The sequence below is a fragment of the Priestia endophytica genome (genome assembly GCF_026790145.1).
Taxonomy (GTDB): Bacteria; Bacillota; Bacilli; order Bacillales; family Bacillaceae_H; genus Bacillus_I; species Bacillus_I endophytica_A.
In genome coordinates this window covers 12708-34100 of the sequence record NZ_JALAMS010000007.1, presented here as the reverse complement: position 1 = coordinate 34100, position 21393 = coordinate 12708, and the positions used below count along the sequence as shown (strand labels likewise).

General features: G+C 34.7%; 22 protein-coding genes and 1 pseudogene. 11 read left to right on the top strand and 12 right to left on the bottom strand.

The window, feature by feature from the left end; translation table 11 throughout:
• Window positions 1-376 precede the first annotated feature (376 nt).
• The 3 genes from MOC86_RS07135 to MOC86_RS07125 all read left to right on the top strand — a co-directional run bounded on the left by MOC86_RS07135 (window position 377) and on the right by MOC86_RS07125 (window position 3175).
• Entirely contained in the window at window positions 377-1552 is a 1176-nt protein-coding gene (locus MOC86_RS07135) for an FAD-dependent oxidoreductase (protein WP_268583495.1), read from the top strand.
• Window positions 1553-1652: 100 nt separating this feature from the next.
• On the top strand, window positions 1653-2375 hold the full coding sequence (locus MOC86_RS07130; protein WP_268583494.1) for an MBL fold metallo-hydrolase: 723 nt from the start codon (window positions 1653-1655) through the stop codon (window positions 2373-2375).
• Between the two features lie 131 nt (window positions 2376-2506).
• The gene (locus MOC86_RS07125) at window positions 2507-3175 is read left to right on the top strand and encodes a TetR/AcrR family transcriptional regulator (protein ID WP_268583493.1); all 669 of its coding nucleotides are present in this window, start codon (window positions 2507-2509) and stop codon (window positions 3173-3175) included.
• Window positions 3176-3520: 345 nt separating this feature from the next.
• Here the strand turns inward: MOC86_RS07125 and MOC86_RS07120 are convergent, their stop codons facing one another.
• Complete coding sequence (locus MOC86_RS07120; protein WP_268583492.1) at window positions 3521-3757, bottom strand: DUF378 domain-containing protein; 237 nt, start codon at window positions 3755-3757, stop codon at window positions 3521-3523.
• Window positions 3758-4182: 425 nt separating this feature from the next.
• On the opposite strand from MOC86_RS07120, the gene MOC86_RS07115 reads away from it, so the two are divergent.
• Window positions 4183-4911, top strand: a complete 729-nt coding sequence (locus MOC86_RS07115) for a Fic family protein (protein WP_268583491.1) — start codon at window positions 4183-4185, stop codon at window positions 4909-4911.
• A gap of 141 nt (window positions 4912-5052) precedes the next feature.
• Window positions 5053-5403, top strand: coding sequence for a DUF2200 domain-containing protein (locus MOC86_RS07110; protein WP_268583489.1), 351 nt, complete (start codon window positions 5053-5055; stop codon window positions 5401-5403).
• 239 nt (window positions 5404-5642) lie between these two features.
• Here the strand turns inward: MOC86_RS07110 and MOC86_RS07105 are convergent.
• Window positions 5643-6083: pseudogene (locus MOC86_RS07105) on the bottom strand (DUF5412 family protein).
• Window positions 6084-6389: 306 nt separating this feature from the next.
• On the opposite strand from MOC86_RS07105, the gene MOC86_RS07100 reads away from it, so the two are divergent.
• Window positions 6390-7811 carry a purple acid phosphatase family protein gene (locus MOC86_RS07100; RefSeq protein WP_268583488.1) on the top strand — a complete coding sequence of 474 codons (1422 nt, stop codon included), beginning with the start codon at window positions 6390-6392 and terminating at the stop codon, window positions 7809-7811.
• Between the two features lie 304 nt (window positions 7812-8115).
• Here MOC86_RS07100 and MOC86_RS07095 read toward each other — a convergent pair whose 3' ends face one another.
• From MOC86_RS07095 to MOC86_RS07080, 4 genes are all read right to left on the bottom strand, one after another.
• A complete protein-coding gene (locus MOC86_RS07095; protein ID WP_268583487.1) occupies window positions 8116-8574 on the bottom strand; it encodes a hypothetical protein in 459 nt (152 codons plus the stop codon).
• Between the two features lie 275 nt (window positions 8575-8849).
• Window positions 8850-9845 carry a Gfo/Idh/MocA family oxidoreductase gene (locus MOC86_RS07090; protein WP_268583486.1) on the bottom strand — a complete coding sequence of 332 codons (996 nt, stop codon included), beginning with the start codon at window positions 9843-9845 and terminating at the stop codon, window positions 8850-8852.
• 31 nt (window positions 9846-9876) lie between these two features.
• The gene (locus MOC86_RS07085) at window positions 9877-10761 is read right to left on the bottom strand and encodes a sugar phosphate isomerase/epimerase family protein (protein ID WP_268583485.1); all 885 of its coding nucleotides are present in this window, start codon (window positions 10759-10761) and stop codon (window positions 9877-9879) included.
• Entirely contained in the window at window positions 10752-11906 is a 1155-nt protein-coding gene (locus MOC86_RS07080; RefSeq protein WP_268583484.1) for a Gfo/Idh/MocA family protein, read from the bottom strand. Before MOC86_RS07080 ends, MOC86_RS07085 begins: the two co-directional genes overlap by 10 nt.
• Before the next feature lie 118 nt (window positions 11907-12024).
• On the opposite strand from MOC86_RS07080, the gene MOC86_RS07075 reads away from it, so the two are divergent.
• The 5 genes from MOC86_RS07075 to panD all read left to right on the top strand — a co-directional run bounded on the left by MOC86_RS07075 (window position 12025) and on the right by panD (window position 15378).
• A complete protein-coding gene (locus tag MOC86_RS07075) occupies window positions 12025-12855 on the top strand; it encodes a helix-turn-helix transcriptional regulator (protein WP_268583483.1) in 831 nt (276 codons plus the stop codon).
• A gap of 431 nt (window positions 12856-13286) precedes the next feature.
• Window positions 13287-13613 (top strand): ABC transporter substrate-binding protein, encoded by a 327-nt coding sequence (locus MOC86_RS07070; protein ID WP_268583482.1) that lies wholly within the window; start codon window positions 13287-13289, stop codon window positions 13611-13613.
• 161 nt (window positions 13614-13774) lie between these two features.
• A complete protein-coding gene (locus tag MOC86_RS07065; protein ID WP_268583481.1) occupies window positions 13775-13930 on the top strand; it encodes a Fur-regulated basic protein FbpA in 156 nt (51 codons plus the stop codon).
• A gap of 294 nt (window positions 13931-14224) precedes the next feature.
• Window positions 14225-14611: a hypothetical protein gene (locus MOC86_RS07060; RefSeq protein ID WP_268583479.1), complete on the top strand. Its 387-nt coding sequence runs from the start codon at window positions 14225-14227 to the stop codon at window positions 14609-14611.
• A gap of 368 nt (window positions 14612-14979) precedes the next feature.
• Window positions 14980-15378: an aspartate 1-decarboxylase gene (panD, locus tag MOC86_RS07055; protein WP_268583478.1), complete on the top strand. Its 399-nt coding sequence runs from the start codon at window positions 14980-14982 to the stop codon at window positions 15376-15378.
• 332 nt (window positions 15379-15710) lie between these two features.
• Here the strand turns inward: panD and MOC86_RS07050 are convergent, their stop codons facing one another.
• The 6 genes from MOC86_RS07050 to MOC86_RS07025 all read right to left on the bottom strand — a co-directional run bounded on the left by MOC86_RS07050 (window position 15711) and on the right by MOC86_RS07025 (window position 21297).
• Window positions 15711-17141, bottom strand: a complete 1431-nt coding sequence (locus MOC86_RS07050) for an NAD(P)-binding domain-containing protein (protein ID WP_268583477.1) — start codon at window positions 17139-17141, stop codon at window positions 15711-15713.
• A 54-nt stretch (window positions 17142-17195) separates the two neighbouring features.
• Window positions 17196-17549 (bottom strand): hydroxyisourate hydrolase, encoded by a 354-nt coding sequence (gene uraH, locus MOC86_RS07045; protein WP_268583476.1) that lies wholly within the window; start codon window positions 17547-17549, stop codon window positions 17196-17198.
• Window positions 17550-17566: 17 nt separating this feature from the next.
• The gene (gene uraD / locus MOC86_RS07040; protein ID WP_268583474.1) at window positions 17567-18061 is read right to left on the bottom strand and encodes a 2-oxo-4-hydroxy-4-carboxy-5-ureidoimidazoline decarboxylase; all 495 of its coding nucleotides are present in this window, start codon (window positions 18059-18061) and stop codon (window positions 17567-17569) included.
• 3 nt (window positions 18062-18064) lie between these two features.
• Entirely contained in the window at window positions 18065-19393 is a 1329-nt protein-coding gene (locus MOC86_RS07035) for a nucleobase:cation symporter-2 family protein (RefSeq protein ID WP_268583473.1), read from the bottom strand.
• Between the two features lie 179 nt (window positions 19394-19572).
• Window positions 19573-19917, bottom strand: a complete 345-nt coding sequence (locus MOC86_RS07030) for a Na-translocating system protein MpsC family protein (RefSeq protein WP_268583472.1) — start codon at window positions 19915-19917, stop codon at window positions 19573-19575.
• A 204-nt stretch (window positions 19918-20121) separates the two neighbouring features.
• Window positions 20122-21297, bottom strand: coding sequence for a styrene monooxygenase/indole monooxygenase family protein (locus MOC86_RS07025; protein WP_268583470.1), 1176 nt, complete (start codon window positions 21295-21297; stop codon window positions 20122-20124).
• Between the last annotated feature and the right edge of the window lie 96 nt (window positions 21298-21393).

The following is a 21393-nucleotide window of genomic DNA, read 5'->3' as shown; positions in this document are numbered from 1 at the left end:
ACTTGACAGGGGTCACTTCATTGTCTATCAATGGGTTTGCTCTTTTTATTTAGATACACTTTTATAACTCTATAGTGTAATACCTTCGTTGTGAAAAGGGTGATTTTGTGTACTAAAATAACTGATGCCATTTTTGAAATTACAAAAAAGCAAAAAACAGCAAAACGAACTCCGTTCTTTACGAATAGTGTTCGTTGTGTTATAACTTATATGTACCTGAAATAATAAAGTATTTGGGAACGATAATGATTAAATTTGATGTAAGTAATCAGAAGTTGTGAAGAGGAATTCTATTTAAATGAATTCTATCAGTTAATAATATCGTGGACGAACACTGTTCGTTACAAACTAAAGTTAATAATTAGGAGTGAACTACATGATGAATAAACATAAACGTATTGCTATTATTGGTGCTGGTCCTGGCGGATTAACACTGGCTCGTATCTTACAACAAGCTGGGTTTAATCCCGTAATCTTTGAAGGCGAAACATCTGCCACACAAAGAGAACAAGGCGGTACACTTGATTTAACAGAAGATATGGGACAAAAAGCACTTCAAGTGGCAGGCCTACTTGAACAATTTAAAGAAATTTGCCGTTATGAAGGTGAAGCATTAAAAGTAATGGATAAAACAGCTACTGTATTGTATGAGGATGGCGCAAATGTGAATCCAGAGTCTGCTACAGATTCTCGCCCTGAAATTGATCGTAAAGTGTTGCGCCATATGTTATTAGATGCCGTAAATCCAGAGGCTATTAAATGGGGGCATAAGCTTCTGTATGCCACTCCACTAGAAAATGGTCAACATAAACTTCATTTTGAAAATGGGGCTACTGAAATAGTAGATTTAGTAGTTGGTGCTGATGGTGCTTTTTCTAAACTACGCCCACTTGTTAGTAAAGAAACAGCAGAGTATTCAGGTGTTAGCATGATAGAAATCAATATTTTAGATGCTAAGAATCAATTCCCTGATATTGTTGAGCTGAATGGCTTAGGGAGCGTATTTGCACTTGATGATCATAAAGCTATGTTACCTCAAATGAATGGTGACGGAAAAATTCGTGTCTATTTGAGTTTTAAAGTAGGAAAAGACTGGTTACACAATAACGGTATTAACTATGACAAGCTAGAAGAAGCAAAACCAAAGCTTCTTAAATTATTCGAAGATTGGAGCCCAGAGCTGAAAAATTATATTCATTATGCAAACGGCCCTATTTTCCCTCGTCGTATTTACATGCTACCTGTAGCACATAAGTGGGCACATAAAAAAGGGGTAACACTTTTAGGAGATGCTGCACATTTAATGTCACCATTCGCAGGTGCTGGTGCAAACCTTGCCATGTTAGATGCATCTGAACTGGCACTCTCCATTATCCATCATGATGATATAGACGAAGCTGTTCGTAATTATGAATTAAAAATGTTCGAATATGCAGGTGAACTGGCAGCTATAACAAAAAGTCACATGGATCTTTTCTTTGAAATGAACGCAGCTGAAAAGACAAGTGAATTGATGAAATCATTTAATGAAGAAGAAAATCAAGATCATTAATATAAATTTAATCTAAAAAGATCAATTATAAAAAAAACTAAAACAAAATGGAGGTGTACCTAAGAGTCTTGATGCAATTTCCAGACTCTTAGAAATCATGATGAACAAAACAATCGTTGAACCCATGACTTTAAATATCAAAGTACCGGCTTTTCCTGGGGGACAATGGCCACTTAATCCTACGTTAATTACAAGTGAAAATGTTGTAGTACTTGTAGATGTAGGTATGCCGGGTAGCGACAAGTTGATTGTTACAGAATTAGAAAAACGTGGTTTATCACTTGACCAATTAACAACCATTATTTTGACTCACCAAGATATCGATCATGTTGGCAGTCTAGCAAAACTTCTTGAAGCTAATCCAAACATTGAAGTCTTTTCACATGAGTTAGATCGTCCATATATTGAAGGTGATCTACCTCTTATTAAAATGTTACCATCACCATTAGATGTTCAATTCAATGAAGGGTACGTAGTACCAACAACTCCAGTTATTAAACGTACATTAGCAGATGGTGAAGAATTAGATATTGCTGATGGTCTTATTGTCATTCATACACCAGGTCACACAGAAGGTCACGTTAGTTTATATCACCCTGCCTCAAAAACATTAATGACTGGAGATGCAATGGTCCTCCGTGGCCCTAATTTAGAAGGGCCAAATCCTATGCATACACCAGATTTAGACAAAGCATATGAATCATTAACCAAATTTGCTGCTTTTGATATTGAACGTGTAATTTGCTATCACGGTGGTATGTATGAATCCGAAACATTAAATGAAGAAATCGCACAAATTGCTGCAACGGGTCCAGCGAAATAATCCTCTAACTTGAGAATATGACAGCATCTAACATAGTAATTTACCGGATTGGTTTTGAAAATATGAGGATATATAGGTATGATAAACTATAGGAATGAAGAACAATAAAATCAAATGTTATAAGGTGAATTATGAATAAATTTGAACATGTAAAAAGTCGACGCACACGACCGGCAAAGTCACCCCTAGGACGAGACATTATTATAAAAACAGCCTATCAGTTGTTATGTGAAGATGGTATGTCAGGAATGAGTATGAGAAAAGTTGCAAAAGCTTTAGACACAGGACCTGCATCGTTATATGTATATGTAGAGAATTATCAAAAGTTAAGTTCTTATGTATTAGATTATGCTCTTCAAGATGTTCAATTAGCAGAGAGTGAAACGGTATCTTGGCAAGATGCCATTATCGACGTGCTTAAATCCTATTTTTTAACGTTGGTAGAAACACCAGGCTTAGCAGAACTTACTTTAATCACGTCGCCTAACGGGCCAAATTCTATGGATATTAATGAGTGCTTGCTTCGAAATTTACAAGCAGGTGGTATTAGTCCACGTAGTGCAGCCTGGGGACTTGATATCTTACTTCTTTATGTCTCATCTCTTGCGGTTGAAAGAGCTCGTCATAATGAAAAGGACAAGGCTTTGGAAGAGGTGGAGACTTCATATGAGGTTGTGGACAAGTCGAAATATCCAATGATTAGCATGCTGAAATCAGAACTATTCTCCGGTGAAGGAGAGGAACGTTTCATTTGGGGGATAAAAGTGATTTTACAAGGTATACTTTCAACGAAAAAGTAAACCAAATTCATTTTCTCCTATATATAGCTAAAAAGAGTGTTTACATGAATTTTGTGTGAACACTCTTTTTTCATATATTTTCTAATGTTATTTGGTAATTTCTATAGTGAAAATAAGGCCTTTGATAGGTAATTTTAGTTAACATAACACGCATTACAAGAAGTAATAAAAGCTCAAACTCGTTGAACGCCAACAAGTTTGAGCTTTTTCTAGTCATTTATGTATACTTTTACGGATGGATTTAGAACTGACTATTAATCTAAAAGAAAATAAAATAATAAAAATAGACCTAAAAAGTCAATTTTATGACACCTTTAGGTCTATTTCTTATTTCCTTTTAAATGTCTAATAAGAAGTTTTCGCTTGTTGTGAACCCTTTGTAACTCTTTCATTTGATTTAAAGAGCAAACCAATGTTTATTAAACCAGAAATTGCCACTAAAACATAAACAATTCGAGATAGGACTGTGTCACTTCCATCAAAAAGTGTAGCTACTAAATCAAATTGGAATAATCCCACTAATCCCCAATTAATAGCGCCAATAATGATTAAGACAAGAGCTACCTTTTGTAATGCTGTCATCTATATACCTCCTAGTTTTATTATCTATAACTTCTTTTAATGTATATATTTCCTTTTGAACTAAATATAAACATTTAATTTAAATTATATTTCTAAGCAAGATAGGAAGTAGTTGATTTGTTTCCAAGAACAGAGTTAAAATAACACTATTTATTAACAGTGAAAAAGCAAACCAGTGGATAGACAATAGGTTTACCTGTTTTGTAGATCCCCTTTTATAACTTCATTATGTAATAACAAGACTGTGGAAGACTCTTTTTTCCTTATATTTTATTAGTGTAGGTTTAGAATAAAGGTGTACTGTTTTGAAATAAAATTTGATAAAACAGGTGGCTAATCATTAAAATAGTGTAAGCTGTTTTTATTTAATGGTTAGTGTAAAATTGAGATAAGAAATATAGAACGACGCATAGAGGTGAAATGAGATGTTTGAACAAATAAATAGGAAAAAAGTGAAGCTAGATACCTTACGTCCATTGCCGAAATATACATTAAAGAGTTTGCGTGAAAAGCTATTGCTTGAATGGACATATAACACCAACGCTATTGAAGGTAACACATTAACAATAAATGAAACAAAGGTCGTGTTAGAAGGAATTACTGTCGGCGGTAAAACAATGCGAGAGCATTTGGAAGTCATCAATCATCGAGATGCGATTGCATACGTTGAAGAAATTGTGCAAAAAGGAGAGCCATTAACAGAATGGCAAATAAAAAGTCTCCATCGACTAGTTTTAAAAGGAATTGATGATGAGTACGCAGGTGTGTATCGTGATCAACAAGTGTTTATTGCTGGCGCAAAACATACACCACCAGCGCCTTATTTAATCAAAGAACAAATGGAACAGTTAATCAAGTGGTATGAGGGTGAAGCACAAAAGTTACATCCAGTGGAGCGAGGGGCTATGCTACATGCAATATTTGTTGGAATCCATCCGTTCGTTGATGGCAATGGGCGTACATCTCGCCTTCTTTTAAATTTAGAATTGATGAAAGCTGGTTTTCCTGCAGTTGTTATTAAAGTAGAAAACCGATTAGCTTATTATGAAGCATTAGATAAATCTCATACAACACAAAATTATCATGATTTCATTCAGTTAATTGTGAAAGAAGTAGAAGATTCATTAAATCTTTATTTAAGTGCTCTTTCTTAAGATCATGGAGGGCTTTAAGATAAAGGCACCACTAAGAAGTTTTTTTATAACTATATAACTATGTCCATATGTAGTTCACATAATAGATTTCACCCCTATTTTTCGTGATATAATAAAAAACATAAAAGTGAGGATGTATCTATGACCAAACATCAAATTTATACAATGAGTGTAGCAAGGGTCTATCCCCTTTATGTTACGAAGGCGGAGAAAAAAGGACGTACGAAAACGGAAGTCGATGAAATCATCCGTTGGTTGACAGGATATAGTCAGGAAGAGTTAGAAGCTCAACTGGAAAAACAGACAGACTTTGAGACCTTCTTTGCGGAAGCTCCCCAACCGAATCCTTCGAGGGCTTTAATTAAAGGTGTGGTCTGCGGTGTCCGAGTGGAAAACATCGAAGAACCAACTATGCAGGAAATTCGCTATTTAGATAAGCTGATCGATGAGTTAGCAAAGGGAAAAGCGATTGAGAAAATTTTGCGGAAATAATAATTAAAAATGAAGAAACACTGATTCCATATACAAAAGAATTGGTGTTTTTTAATAAATTAAAGATAATTTTGAAACTTCAGGCAAGAAGCAGAAAAGTATATCAATCTATAAAACTGTCCATACTACTAATGTATTCCCCCATATATAAGTGCCCTTTTCTAATGCTGAGCAAAGGGTTTCTTTTTATCACATAAAATTCAACATGCATTTGTTACAATAATGTTCGTTAAGGGAAATCACTCTATTACTTTAGGAGGGTATTGTTCAGAGAATTGTCTTGGTACTTCACCTACCCGTCCGTCATCATCGCGCCAATCGTAGGTTTCCCCCTTTTCGGTATTTAAAGTTTGGTTTCCGATTTTAATGGTATCATTATCTATCCAGACTATATATGGATCTACGTCAGGGTAATTCCAATATATATTTCTCTTGTTGTTTGTTTAAACACTAACTAATTCTCCTCTAACCGCATCTGAACTTAATGAACCGCCATAATGAAAATAAGTTTTTACAACATATTCATCATTAGGGGATTCTACCTTTCGGATTACATCCCCTTTTGAGACGCTCTGTAAGCTAAAAAATGTTAAATATACGCAACCGGCTAAACCGACCAATAAGATAAGAAACACGATACCTCCCATAATTAAACTTCTTTTCAAAATAAAACCTCCCATATTAATCCATTTTAATATAAAAAGGTCATGTATAGGCTATAAAATGGGAGTGAACATAAAACATGTTAGAGATAGTAAAAAAGCACAAATTTGTTGATTGCCAACGAGTTTGTGCTCTTTATTTTTACATAGTTATACTTATACGGTTGTTTTTTGCACCAGAACTGTAAATTTTGTCTTTAAAATATTAACACTACTTTAACACAATTAAAATATGAAATTTATAATATATACATAGAGTTTTGTTACAATTTAACTTGCTGTCTGAAGCGATGGTAATCATACATATACGAGGAGGAAAAGTACGTGAAAAAAGGTGCAAGAAAATTGATTTCCGTTGCCTTAACTCTAAGCATTGTGGGTGGGTTTGGCGGTACGCTCTCTTTTGCAGCAGGTAACCCAAATTCTACTGATATTAGCAAGGTAACTGTAACATTTCATGGCGATTCTACTAATTCTAAAGGCTTCACTTGGTACACTTCACTTGATTCCAAGAACAGTGATTTACAGGTTGTGAAAAAGACAGGCGCAAAGAAGCCTGATTTTAAGAAGAAACCTTTACTTTTTTCAGGCAATCATACCCTATCTACAAATTCTCAAGAAGAGTATGTACATAAAGCAGTAGCAACTGGACTTAAGGCAGATACTGAATACTACTACCGTGTTGGAGATGCATCCTTAAATAAATGGAGTGAAGTAGGTTCCTTTACCACAGCTCCTAAAAAAGGTGCTTTTACATTTATTGACTTGGCCGATACTCAAGCTAAAACAAAAGATGAAGCGATCCTTTCGTCTCAAACCATTTCAAAAGCTTTAGATACTGTCCCTAACGCCGAATTCATGATGCACAATGGCGATATAGTTGACGAGGGGGTCAAAGAGGAACAATGGGATTGGCTTCTAGGTCACTCTCAGGAAAGCCTACTAGACACGACATTTGCACCCTCTGCAGGGAATCACGAGTATGAAAATTATGCTTTTATCGACCACTTTAACCTGGATGTGCCTGAAAACTCGGCTACCGAAACAGGTGCTTATTATTCTTACGATTACAGTAACGCTCACTTTGTTGTTCTTAATAGCAACGAGGACTCTGAGAAATATGCTAACTTTTCAGAAGAACAAATTGAATGGTTGAAGAAAGATGTAAAAGCAGCCAAAGCTAATGGCGCTAAGTGGGTTATTGTTAACATTCATAAAGGACCATATACGACTTCTAACCATGCAACGGATGATGATATCATGAGTCCGAACGGAGTTAGAAACCAGGTAGCACCACTCATGGCGGAGCTTGACATTGACTTTGTCCTTCAAGGGCATGACCATATCTATGCACGTACGAAACCGATAAAGAGTGATGGTATGGCTTCGGAAACAGAAAAAATTACAGAAACTAAAAAAGGACAAACTGTTGAATATACCGTTAATCCAGATGGCGCAATTTATTTGATTCCTGCAACAGCTGGACCAAAAGTATATTATAAAAATCAGGATCCTGTACTTGGAGAAGCTTACTATAATCTTTTTGAAGTAGCCGATGAAAATCATGCAGCGATCTATGGTCCAGATCCGAACGATAACAAACGTCCAGTACGCGGCCAAATTCAAAACTTTGTCGGGATCACCATTAACAAAGATAAACTAACTGCCGTGACTTACGAGATTGATCAAAATAAAAACAATACAGAACCTTATATTATTGATAAGTTTGGTATCATTAAGAACTAACATTTTTTTAAAATATACAAATTCAGTTACCGTAACGTTGATTATAGGAGATATAAATGTAGTTTTATAAAAAAGACTGATCATTTGTAATAAAAGTTGAAAAAAATCCTGTGATTGCAGGATTTTTTTCTTTAACTAAAAGGGCAAGTTAGTGAAATAAACGAAAGGTAGAGGGAGACCTCTACCTTACTTTAAATTTAGATGTAGTATAGGATATGATCGTTCAAAAGAATCTGTTTCGTCTACTATAAAAAATCCACTATTTATATAATTAACAAGGTAACTTATATTTGCTCTATTTTTTTTATCTTACTTCATCTTTAAATGCTTCATCTTGCCATTTTTGATAAAGGTAGATAATAATAGCTATAGAAATCATTAAAAAGAAGAGTCCAATTGAATTAATGTGGTTTACTTTATAAATTTCGGTCCATTCAAAGATAGGATGCACGACAAATGCTTGAAATAAATCGAATAGTATATTAAGGACCATATAAAAGATAAAACTTGGATAAGAAAGATAGAAAATAATCACTGTTCCCACAAGAAAAGCACCATACACGAAAGGTGTTATATTGGTTAGGAAAAAGATATTCTCTTTGATAATCCACCAGTCTAACTTTTCTGCTATTTGAAAAACAACTGTAAGGATAAGCGCAGCAAACAGACCTACAGGCATAAACCGTTTAATACGTTCTTTATTAAATAAAGGTAATAGAAACCAAGGTCCAACAAGGAGAAGCCACAGGATAATTTGTGCCATTTGTGCACCTCTACATCAGTTAATAGTATATTTATTATGTAACGAAAAATAGTTTCTATGCTTCTAACTTTTAAATATTTAACGTATAGCAAAATAGAGGACACAGTTCACATAATGATAGTTATAAGAACTAAAAAAGCTTGCTCCAGATTGGATACAAGCTTTTAAATTCTAATAAAAATCCTTTTAACCTTTATACGGTGTCATTTTGACTCCATCATTAAAAAAACTCTTTCTTGTTTCAGTTAGTAAAATATACAGCCAGAATTATCTACTTATTTATTTTGTATTTTCTCTAAGTATTTAATGACTCTTGCTACATCTTTCTTTGCAACTTCTGCGTTTTCCCCTGTACGAATGGCCGTGGCCATTTGCGTATAGTACATCAAATAATTCCCTTTTATAATATGTCTTTTCTCCATTGTTCCATCCAACTTATGAAAATCATATAGGGCATTATCTCCGTAATTAGGGTCCAGAGGTCTAACTCCTTGTATTAACTGTACTTCTTGTTCACCCATCTTATGGAATTGATAAGTTCCATTAGGTGTCTGGATTGTATATCTTGGTTCCTCAATTATAGCTGCAGAGCTATGTTTAATTCTTGCTACATAATCACCATAATCAAAAAGAATTTCAAACCAGTCAATTACATTTGATCCTTCTCTAACTTTTTTCGTGATAGAATATAAATCTTTTGGTTCACCAAATAATTGTATGGATTGATCAATAAAATGAGCTCCTAAATCAAAAACGAAGTTCGCTCCTTCGTAGCCTTGTTCACGCCATTTTTCTTTCTGCACCGGATAATTAAAATCCCAGACCATACTCACTTCATATATTTTTTCAAAAGCACCTTGCTTTTTTAAGTCGGATAGAGTTAAAAAGTCACCATCATATCGTCTATTATGATAAGCCGAAATAAATAAGCCTTTTTCATCTGCTATCCTATTTAATTCAACAGCTTGTTCATATGTTGCTGTATAAGGTTTTTCAACAAGAACATGTTTATTCTTTTCTAACGCTTGCTTTGCATGTTCGAAATGTAAATGACTAGGTGTTGTTATGACTACTAGTTCAATTTCGTTATCATCTAAAAGCTCTTGATAATCTCTTACAAGATTGATATGTGGATAATCTTGTTGTGCTGTATCCCCATGACGTTGTACGACTGTTTTTAGTTTGAAATTCTCATGGGCATGTATAAACGGACAATGAAATATACTTCCTGAAAATCCATATCCTAATACACCAGTAATAATTGGTTTCATATTATCCTCCTTTTTAACCTATCAGGTTTTCCTATTTTACAAGGCCTATTTCTTTAAAATAATTCAATGTTTGTTTTGCTATTTTAAAAGGAGCACCAGCTGGAGCTGGATACATATCTTGTTCAACAACTGCTTCTCCAGTATATTGGATACGCTCCAGTGTTTTGGTGAGTCTAATAAAATCAACATCCCCAGATTCTGGATCACACATAACCCCTGATTGGACACCCCGTGCAAAAGCCCATTCGTTCTCTTGCATTTTTTCTCGAATACTTCTATTGCAGTCCTTTAAATGTAAGTATTTAATTCGGTCTTTATGTTTTTGAATAAAGGTAATTGGATCTCCTCCAGCATACAGATGATGTCCTGTATCCAAACAAAGATCGATATCAATATCTCTTAAAAGTCTTTCAATCTCTGCTTCCGTCTCTATATGTGTCTCTGCATGTGGATGGAAAACAACTTGAATATCCAATTTAGCTTTAACATAGTCTCCTATTTTTTTTATATTACTAATCATTTGATTCCATTCATCATCATTAAGCTCTTTACTTGCAATACGATTGCCAGTAAAGAGATCTGTATACATTCCATCAATTAATACTAAATATTTTGCGGACGAAAAGTGACATTGTAATGAGAAAATTTTATCTAAAGTTTCATAAATAGGTTGAAGATCATGAATAAATACGATATCCGTCATTAGTGTGGTCGCAATTAGCTCCAAATCTCGTTTAGAGAGCTCTTCCTTTAATCTAACTGGGTCCGTAGGTAAATACCCCCATGGTCCTAACTCCAAAGTTTTATAACCTGCTTCTTGCATTTCATCTAAACATTGCTGCCATGATACTTGTTTTGGATCATCGGGAAACCATATTCCCCAAGAGTCAGGGGCAGTTCCTACTCTTATAGACATAGAGATGTATCCTTTTCCTCGACTTTTTCCCATTGGTGCGTCTTAGCAGACTTTAAAATAGCTTGAATGCATGTATCAATTTTGGCCCCAAACTCAAAATTACACACATACTCTGCATCATTTGTAAATGCATCTAATACCTTAGCCACTTCAATCACCTTCATATCATTAAAGCTAATATTAATACCTGAAGCTGGTTGAAATACTCTATAATCTCCATGGTCTGGACCCAACAATATATTTCTAAACCCTCTATGCGTGCTTTCTTCATTATGGAAGTAAACATTAACTTCATTTAGTCTCTCTAAATTAAAGGTAGCTGTACCTAAAGTGCCTTGAATTTCAAACGCTAAATAATTTTTTCTTCCAGTTCCAATACGACTTGTAGATAATTGACCAATGGCACCGGATTGATATAGCGCTGTAAAAGCCATATAATCTTCTGTTTCAACACTTGCCATTTCTGATGAGCCGGTTTTTGCTGGTCTCTCAGGAATATAGATTTTTGAAACAGCATTAATGGATTCAATATCTCCCATAATATATTGCGAAACACTTAATAGATGAGAGCCTAAATCGCCTAGAGCTCCACTACCAGCCTGTTTTACAAGGTGTCTCCACGTAATAGCAATGGAAGGGTCAAGAAGCATGTCTTGGTCATAACGTCCATCAAATCGCATAATTTCTCCTAACTTTCCTGACTGTACTAATTGTTTCATATATTCAGTAGCAGGATTCATAACGTTATTAAAGGCTACATAATTTAAAACCCCTTTTTCCTTCGCAATTTTTGCTAATTCTTTTGATTCCTCTGCACTTAAAGATAATGGTTTTTCACAATACACGTTTTTTCCATTTAATAAAGCAGCTTTTGCTATTTCATAATGAAAAACATTTGGAGTGACAATGTCGACAATATCAATCTCATCTGAATTAATGATATCCATCCAATTTGTCGTCCATTTTTCAAAACTAAATTTCCTAGCCGCCTCCTTGGAAACGCCTTCATTTACATCCATAATCATTTTAAAAACTGGCTCACCTATTTTATCTCCATATAAACTAAAGGCAGTTGTATAGGCATTCACATGCGCTTTACACATCCATCCAGCTCCAACCATCCCAATCCTTACTTTTTTATTCATCTAGCATCCCTTCCTTATAAGTTATTTGCTATTATGTAGATAGTATAATTTGTTTATGAATAAGAATCATCGGATAAAATTGCTCAATAAATATCAAAATATTGCTGTGGAGGTTAGGATGAAAGTAAATGAACTTGGAGTTTTGCCTAGCTCGGAACTTTATGTACATACCCCTAATGAATTTTCAAGGAAACATTTATTTACAATTCGTTTTGCAGGCCGTTATGACTGTGATATGAATTACATTATTGAAAGAAACTTTCACGACTATTATTTACTTCTTAAAGTAATTCGTGGACAACTTCGATTAGAATTTGAACAACAAACTTTTACTGTAAATGCCGATGAATTACTCCTTTTTGATTGTCGTATTCCTCATAAATATTATGCAACGGAACCCCTTTCCTTTGAATTTATTCATTTTAACGGAAATGCTAGTAAAGAATTTTATGATATGATTATTCAATTATATAGTCCGGTTATATCAGTAATACATGAAATGGAGATTATAAGAGCAATAGACACTATTTTATACATGTTAGAACATAATAAAATAAGTGATTTTAAGGCATCTTCCGAAATCCATAAAATATTGAGTTGTTTATTAGAGGGAAATCATACCCTATCTTCAGAATCTAACTTAAAGGATGTTATTACCTTCATTGATGAAAATAGTGAAAAGCCCTTAAATATTAGTGATTTAGCTAATATAGCTTCACTTAGTGTCTATCATTTTTCGAGAAAGTTTAAAAAGTTTACCGGTTTGTCACCCCATGAATATGTCATTCTTAAAAGATTAACACATGCTAAATCATTACTAAAAAATACGAGCTTCTCAATAAACAAAATATCTGACATGATTGGATTTAGTTCACCTTCACATTTTATTGCTACCTTTAAAAAACATACGAATATGACTCCAAAAGAATTTAGGAATTTCCGTTTTTAGAGGTAAAGCGATTTATAGGGTCACTTTCCATTTTAATTATCCCAATAGTTATTTAGACAAGTTGTATACATAATGCTGCTTATCAGTAGAAAAAAAGCGTAAACTTCTTGGATTATAATGAGTTTACGCTTTTTTCCATATATTATGGATGTTTTATCTAGTAACTATATAACACACGTGTTATCTTCCAATTTATGATTAGTTGTTTTAAACAAGATAGAGATTATTTTTGCAGAAAAAGATTAAGAATTGTGCGAAACACAAATGACGATGATTATCATTATCATTACCATTAGTATTAGTTTGGTGTGATTATTAGAGTATTATACATTACTAATTACATACATTTTGATATAGAGGATGGTTGTTAACCTCCCCCTATAGTTAAGGAGCAGATTAAACTGAAAAAGCTATTTATACCATTCCTACTCTTGTTTGTCCTTATTCTCAGTGCTTGTGGAAATGATGAGAAATCGAATACGAAAAATTCATCAGAAAATGAAAAAGAAACGGCTCTTAAATCAGGTATTCATACAATCTCAACTGAATTGCTTCCTGAGTTTGCTGGAGATTACATTATTCTTAGTACAACACCTGATGGTGATAATTCATTTTTAGAAACGGATACATGGAAAAACATACCGGCGGTTCAGAACAACCATGTATTTAAAATTAATACTAAAGCATCTACCTACAGCGATCCAATCACTCTAGAGTATCTTCTGAAATTTTTTGAAGACTCTTTTCTTAAAAACTAATATATAAAGAAGGCATTCTTGATGACAGAATGCCTTCTTTACTTTCTACTTTGTAAAAATAAATAACAAATTGACTCTTTTATTAGTATTCGATTTGAAAAAGAAGAAACAATAAAGTATAATTGATTATGATAATCATTATCAATTGTGGCGGTGGATAAATGAGTGATCAACTATATTCTGTAATAGAAGTGCGGAAAACACTTGTTATTAATTCTTTATTAGATTTGGGTATTTATAAAAAAGGAAACAAACATCTATATGAACTCACTCTAATAGAATTAGAAGAATACTACGATGTAAAAAGACGTATGTAAATCAAACAACTCTTAGGATTGCTTTTTATTTATCTATAGATTACTTTATTCTACTCTGAAGCTTTCTCCCCATAGTCAAAATTATATCCCATTTAAGGGTATATGGCATGATTGTAGAAAAGATATAATATGGATTCTCTTTAGAGAAGTGACAAGATACGAATACAGTCAACTACCTGTCTTTATTCGTAGTTATAAGAAACTTCAACATAATGAATGAGTCTCTTTTTGCTTTATAAAGAAGAATGAATGGCAAAGATCTAATAACTATTTACATGATGGAGAGTGATTTAAGTGCAAGCTAGTGCAACTGATATCTTTAAAAAATTAGGTGTTGAAGAACTTAACACTCCTATGCCTCATACATCTAGGTTGGAAGGAAGATATCCTGGCGAAGAGATCATTGATTATGTTTTAGGGTCAATGATACATATCTATTATAGACAAGAAGTAATGAATAAATTAGAAACATTAGATTCTGTAATTGCTAGTAATAAAGGTGAGAAATGGGTTAATGTTAAGGAACTATTCTCTGTGATTGGAAAAGACAGTAGAGAAAATTTGGAGTATGGAATTTCAAAGGCTTATGAATTTGGTTATGTAAATGTAATATTATTTAATGGAGTAAGATATTTTAATCTAACTGATAAGTGTAAGAATGTGAAATTATATGAGGTTTAACCTAATAAATACATGAGCTTATCCTATAAAGTTTGAGCCTTTGTTATAACTTTTAGACTTCTCTAAATAACGTTTATATCTATAGTAAAGACCGTCCAATATCCATTAGTGGATAAGGCGGTCTTAAGTATATTTATGACTAGTTGCTGTTTCATGACAATAGTTCAATTTAAAAATATTTTCTGCCTGTGCGCTCTTATTGCCCTTCTAAATGTCTTTTAGTGTTGGATGAATCATTCTTGCACTCTATCTTCATCAACCCCTTCATACAAACCTTACACATCTATCATGTAAGATTTAGAATATTTTCAAAAGAATAATTGTAGTTTATTATAGTGTATAGTTGTTATTAATCAGGAGGCATTTATATGAGATTAACATTAATGAAGTCTAAAATCCATCGTGCAACAGTGACAGAAGCTAACTTGAATTACGTAGGAAGCGTCACTATTGATGAAGAAATCCTTGAAAGTGTTGGATTATTACCAAATGAGAAAGTACAAGTTGTTAATATCAATAATGGGGAAAGAATTGAAACGTATGCAATTAAAGGTGAAAGAGGTAGTGGGGTTATCTGTCTAAATGGAGCAGCAGCCCGTCTCTTCCGACCCGGTGATTTAGTGATTATCATTGGTTATGCTGATATGGAAGAAGAGGAAGCTAAAGTGCATAAGCCTAAAGTAGCTATCATGGGCGAGAATAATGTGATAGAAGAAATGATAACAGATGAGAAGCATGGTGAGAAAAAGGGAACATTATCTCTTTGATTAGATAAGAAGCATGTAAAAAGAGAATGCTTTATATTTATTGCAAAATCTAATGTATATGAATCTATAAAACTGGTCAAACTAGTAACGTATTCCCCATTCGTATAAATTTGAGATCCTTTGCTACTAATAGGCAAAGGATTCTTTTTAATTACAGTGAATTTATTATAAGTTAAGTAACACAAAATAGACTATCAGAAGGAAAAAGAGCAAATTCGTTTAACAATAACGAATTCGCTCTTTCTTGTATACAATGATAGCCGAAAAAGCTAAATCTCGAATTAATCCAAAAATTGCGCTAGAAATAATGGAGGATCTCTAGAGCCTTTTATTTATCTTACTTCAGAACCTCTCTTTGTCCATTCTCCAACAAATTCAGCTTCATTATAAGAATAGAAGTTTTTCAGAATCTCCTCACGATTATCAGAGAACAGCTGGTCTGCCACAGTTGAAACTAATCTAGGTATCCCATATCTCATTCCTGAAAGCGCAGAAGCTGTGATACCACAGCTAACTAAAGCTGAATAGTTAAAAGCAAAAAGCCCATGAAGAAGCTTTTTATCCTTTTCATCCCGGCATGTAAAAGTAAAGCCAGGGCCAAGGTAAGGATGCGCATCAAGCATATGATTGGTAATCTCATCAGGTGCATTATAATAGTCATTCCAACGTGCAATATGGCGTTCAAAAAGCTTTAGCTCTGGACGTAAGGAAGGATCAGTAACAAGACCGGTGGCAATAATGAAAAAATCAAAAGTAAATTTACCTTGTGGTGTAGTGACAACAGCCTTCTCAGCTTCATACTGTACGTCAAGCCATGGTGCACCTAAATGTAATTGAAAGCCAGGATGTGAAGCTGCACGTTCAAATGTTTCATTTGTAGGAGGTTGATTATGCTTAAAGAAATGAGCCATAACAGCATATTTATCAGCATCGGATAGAACATTAAAACGTTCAATTAGACCTGATCCCTCCATTTGTCGAATGGGATTAATGCGTGGCATCTCCGTGCGGCGAACAAACACATGGGCTAAACCGACACCTTCGGATAATGCAAAATTGGCATTATCAAAAGCTGAGGACCCACCACCTAAAACTGCAACCTTCTTACCTTTAAGGGCCTCAAAGTCAATGTTTTCTGAGGTATGTGCATAGAGGTGACGAGGTAATGCTTCGGAAATCATAGGTGGTACGTGCCATTCTCCACCGCCTTGAATACCAGTAGCTAAGATAACCTTACGGGCCAGTAATGCATTAGAAGGTGCGCCTGCTCCCTCAATATGCAGTCGATAAACATCTTCTCCTGCAGGCTCAATCAGCTTCACCTTTACCTCATTAACAACAGGTAAATTAAGAACTTTCCGATACCAACGTAGATAGTTCATCCAATCGTCCCGTGGAATCTTATCGACGTCCTCCCAACTTTTTGATCCAAATTGAGCTTCCCACCAGGAGCGAAAAGTCAGAGAAGGTACTCCAAGATCAATGGATGTCAAATGTTTAGGGGTACGCAATGTCATCATACGAGCGTAAGTTACCCACGGTCCTTCATATCCTTCAACGTTTTCATCGAGGATAAGGATATTAGATATGCGTTCACGCAAAAGTCCAAATGCTGCACCTAAGCCACATTGGCCGCCTCCTATAATTACCGTATCGTAGACATGCCCCTCAGGATGGTTGGTCGGGCTTACCCAATCAGATCCCCCATATGCAAGATAAGAAAGGTCCCTTTTTACTCTTTCATTTAAAGCTTCTAAACTCATCATTTTTCATTCCTTTCAATATATAACTTATTATCTTCTGCACTAATCGTTAAGTTAGCTACCTCTATAGATTTGGTAGCCCCATGGAGAAACAAGCAAGGGGACATGATAATGTGATGACGAGTTATCAATGCCAATTCGTACTGACACCTTATCAAGAAAGGCGGGATCAGATAGTTGTACCTCTTTTTTTCTAAAATAATCTCCAATATAAATTAATAATTCATACTCTCCCGATTGCATCTTATCTAAAGTAAGAAGTGGATCATCTAATCGACCATCTGCATTAGTTGTTGCGGTGTTTAACAAACATCTATTTGATCCTTCCCAACGATAAAGTTCGATATCAACCTCTCCAGCGGGGTGTCCGTGTGTTAAATCTAAAATATGGGTTGTAAGTCCTTTCATCTCATCCACATCCTTATTTACATTATTTGATCTTCTATTCTAAATTGAACAATTTGATAGATTTCCGTTAGAGCTTGATTAAATTCCTGCTCCTTTGAATTCTCTAATCTGCTCTTCATTGCTTGAAGAATTTCATCTTTGTTTTTTCCACGAACAGCTAAAATAAAGGGAAAAGAAAATCGATGAACATACTCTTGATTCATCTCTAACAAGAACTCATATTCAGCTTCTGATAGTTGACTTAACCCAGCATTTTTTTGTTCACTCGTGGAAAATGAACTCATTGTTTTTCGTGTTCCTAAATGGGGATGAGCCTGAATTAAGTCCAATTTCTCCCCTTTACTCGCCGTTTTGACAACAGTAATCATCTGTTCATAAAGTTCATTACGGGAACTAAAAGGACGGAACTCTCCTACCCTTTCAATCACCCATGGAGAGTGTTCAAATATATCCTTTAATTTTTCCACAAACTCGGACAATGGCATTTCATTTAAATCATTAATAGTCAACATATTCTATAACCCCTTTATTCTTTTTTCTTCAAATATATCTCTCTCATCCTCTTCACGCTGAATGGAGGATGGAGTTAAAATCGTACGAAAGTTAAAAAATAGGTTCATCAATATCGCTGTTAGACTTCCTGTAATCACTCCATCGCTAAAGAGCATTCGTAGGGATGGCGGCAATTGACTAAATAAGTCAGGTACAATTGTGACTCCGAGCCCTAACGAAATTGAGCAAGCAATGATAAGTGCATTGTTTTGGTTGGTATAGTCGACTAAACTTAGCATCTTAATTCCTGAAGTTACGACCATACCAAACAACACCACTGTTGCACCGCCAAGTACGGGAGCAGGAATTATGGTAACAAGAGCAGCGATTTTAGGGACTAAGCCAAGGAAAACGAGGATACCTCCTGCTGCAACCACAACATTCGTTGATTTATTTTGAGATAGTTGAACCAATCCTATATTTTGTGCACAAGTGTTATAGGGAAAAGCATTAAAAACGCCTCCTAAGGTAATCGCTAGACCTTCTGCACGATAGCCTCGAATGAGATCATCTTGGGTGACAGGACGATTACAAATTTGCCCTAAATTTAAGAAAACACCTGTTGATTCAACAACGATAACTAATCCTACAATTAACATTGTGAGGATAGGCCCGATTTCAAAAGATGGTGCACCGAAATAAAACGGTTGAGGAATTTGGAACCAGGAGGATTCTAAAACCTCTTGAAAATCCACTTTTCCCATCATTGCTGATAACGCTGTACCCGCAATAATTCCTAAAAGTACAGCAAGAGAACGAACGGACCCTTTAAAGAAACGATTAATAACAAGAATAAAAGCTATAACACTTATGGATATAAGGAGGTTATCTAAGCTACCGAATTCTTGACTCCCTGTTCCGCCAGCCATATTTTTAACTCCTGATGGAATTAAGGATAGGCCAATGACCACTACAACAGTTCCTGTAACAACAGGAGGAAAGAACTTTACAAGTTTTCCTAGGTAGCGAGCGAATAAAAAAAGGAAAAGCCCTGCTACTATAATGGATCCATAGATGGAAGGAATACCATACCGAGTACCAATAGCAATCATCGGCGACAAGGCCACAAATGAAGCACCTAATACAACGGGTAGACCAATTCCAAAATACTTGTTTTTCCACGCTTGTAGTAAGGTAGCAATACCGCAAGTTAATAAGTCAATGGCGACTAAGTAAACCAATTGCTTCGAAGTTAAATTTAATGCTCTTCCAACAAGCAATGGAACAAGGATCGCCCCAGCATACATAGCCATGACATGCTGGGCTCCTAACGACAATACTTTTAAGTTCATCTTTTATCACCCTCAATTTTCTGTATAAAAAAAGCCGTAGAAATAGAAGGGAAATCCTCCTATATCTACGGCTCCTAAACTACGTATAACGAAATTTAAGCTCCTGAGTTTTTAGAATAACAAGTCTGTGAAGAAAAAATGATAAATCAAAATTTCTCCAACACTCGTATTAATAGTTGTTAAATATTAAGCGATTGTTCTAAGTAAATGACTGTACAAGCGTGCTCACTTGTGGAATCGTAATCCTTAAATATAGTATTGACCTTCATACCAAATTTTTTCTCAAAGTTTTCTTTTAAGCGAAGTTTATATTCCATGGCTAAAGCCCCGTCAACGGATATCGTTAACTCAGGATACCTCTTACTTAATACTGAAATTAAAGGGGAACGCTTTGTCTGCGCAAAAATGACAATGCAATTATCCTGAATGTCAATTTTTTGCTTACTAACTCCTGTACTATAAATCTCTTGGTTGAGGTCATTGTATAGCTGCGACAGCTGCCTTTTAAAAGAAGAATTCACCATACTCACCTGCTGCTTCTCATTCTTTGTATTTAGAATATAGGCATTATAATCCTTTGTCACTTTTAATGTCAGAAAAACTAACACAAAATTTTATATATTCTTACTATTTTACAGCTATAACTTTATAATAAGAATGAACTAAGAAAGTTTGATTATTTTATAGTCACACAGTTTCTAGAAGATCAATAAATTAAGAATCATCACTTAATCTTGAAGTTGAAAAAAAGCTTCATGGGCTTTTTGAGGTTCCTCAAACCATTCTGCAACCTCATCTGCAATCTTTTGATTTTCTATGCCTGCTAACAGGAGTTGAACAATATGCTCAGGCAGTATTTGAGTCATAGCATTTGTCCATTCTGTTACTTCTCTTACAAATGTTTTTGTTCGATCCCAATATGCCTCTCCAAGTTGGGTGTCCCAGTTTGAATCTTTATATTGAATCAACGTTTCGTACAATTGTTCAGCACAATAAGAAGAAAGATTACAGCCTTGGCCAGTAATCGGATCATTAAGAAAAACACTATCCCCACAACCCATTACTAGTTTATTTTTAAAAGTTACATAAGGTTTTCTAATTACAGGCTTAATAGCAATTTGAAGGAAGGCTTTTTCATCGGAAAGGGCAAAAATATCTTGTTCAATACGCTTGTGAATGTCTTGGAAATATTTTCGAGTTACAACTTTCATTTGATTTGTAAATTCTTTTGCATGTTTAATTTCTTTAAATACATCTAACTCCTTGTTTGGAACTGCCATAATGAACAATATTGTAACAGGCCCGTGCTCTGTCATGGCAGGAATTTCAAACATTTCACCTATTTCAGGAAGAACCGTTACACTTATACCTAGAGGGTTATTGGGCTTTACTCCTAAAAAATAACCAACGATACACTTTCGTTGGGGAACTTGGAACGGAGAAAATTCCTTTTCAATAGGAAATGGAAAGAGAGGTCCAGATTTTCCGGTACAATCAATAATTAAATCAAACTCATCTACCAAACTTTCGATATCATTTTTATTGATTCTCATAAGTCGAAAAGAAACGTCCTTGTTTTCAAGGTCCTTCAAACACTGTGAAAAGTAGAAACGCTGATCCACAGATAATGCTGGCTCTTTTAACTTTCCGACAAATAGTTTTTGATTACCAATCGTCATATGGATACTTTTAAGAAGGGTCTTATCTTCCCATTTTGGCATTTTAAAGCGACTTTCTCGGTTTCTTGTTGAGCCAAAGTGTACTTGGGTAGACAGAACTCGTCCATGTCGGATCTTATCTGAAGAGTTTGAATGAATAACCGTCACATCAAATTCTTCTTTAAGAGAATAAGCCAGCTGTAAACCGGCTGTGCCACTGCCTATAATACATATTTTCTTCTTCAAAATTCTCTCCCCTTTGTTATGTAATAGCTATAAAGATAGAACTGTAAAGGTCTAAATTTTCTGACTTTAATAGTCTAAATAAAATACAAAGGGATG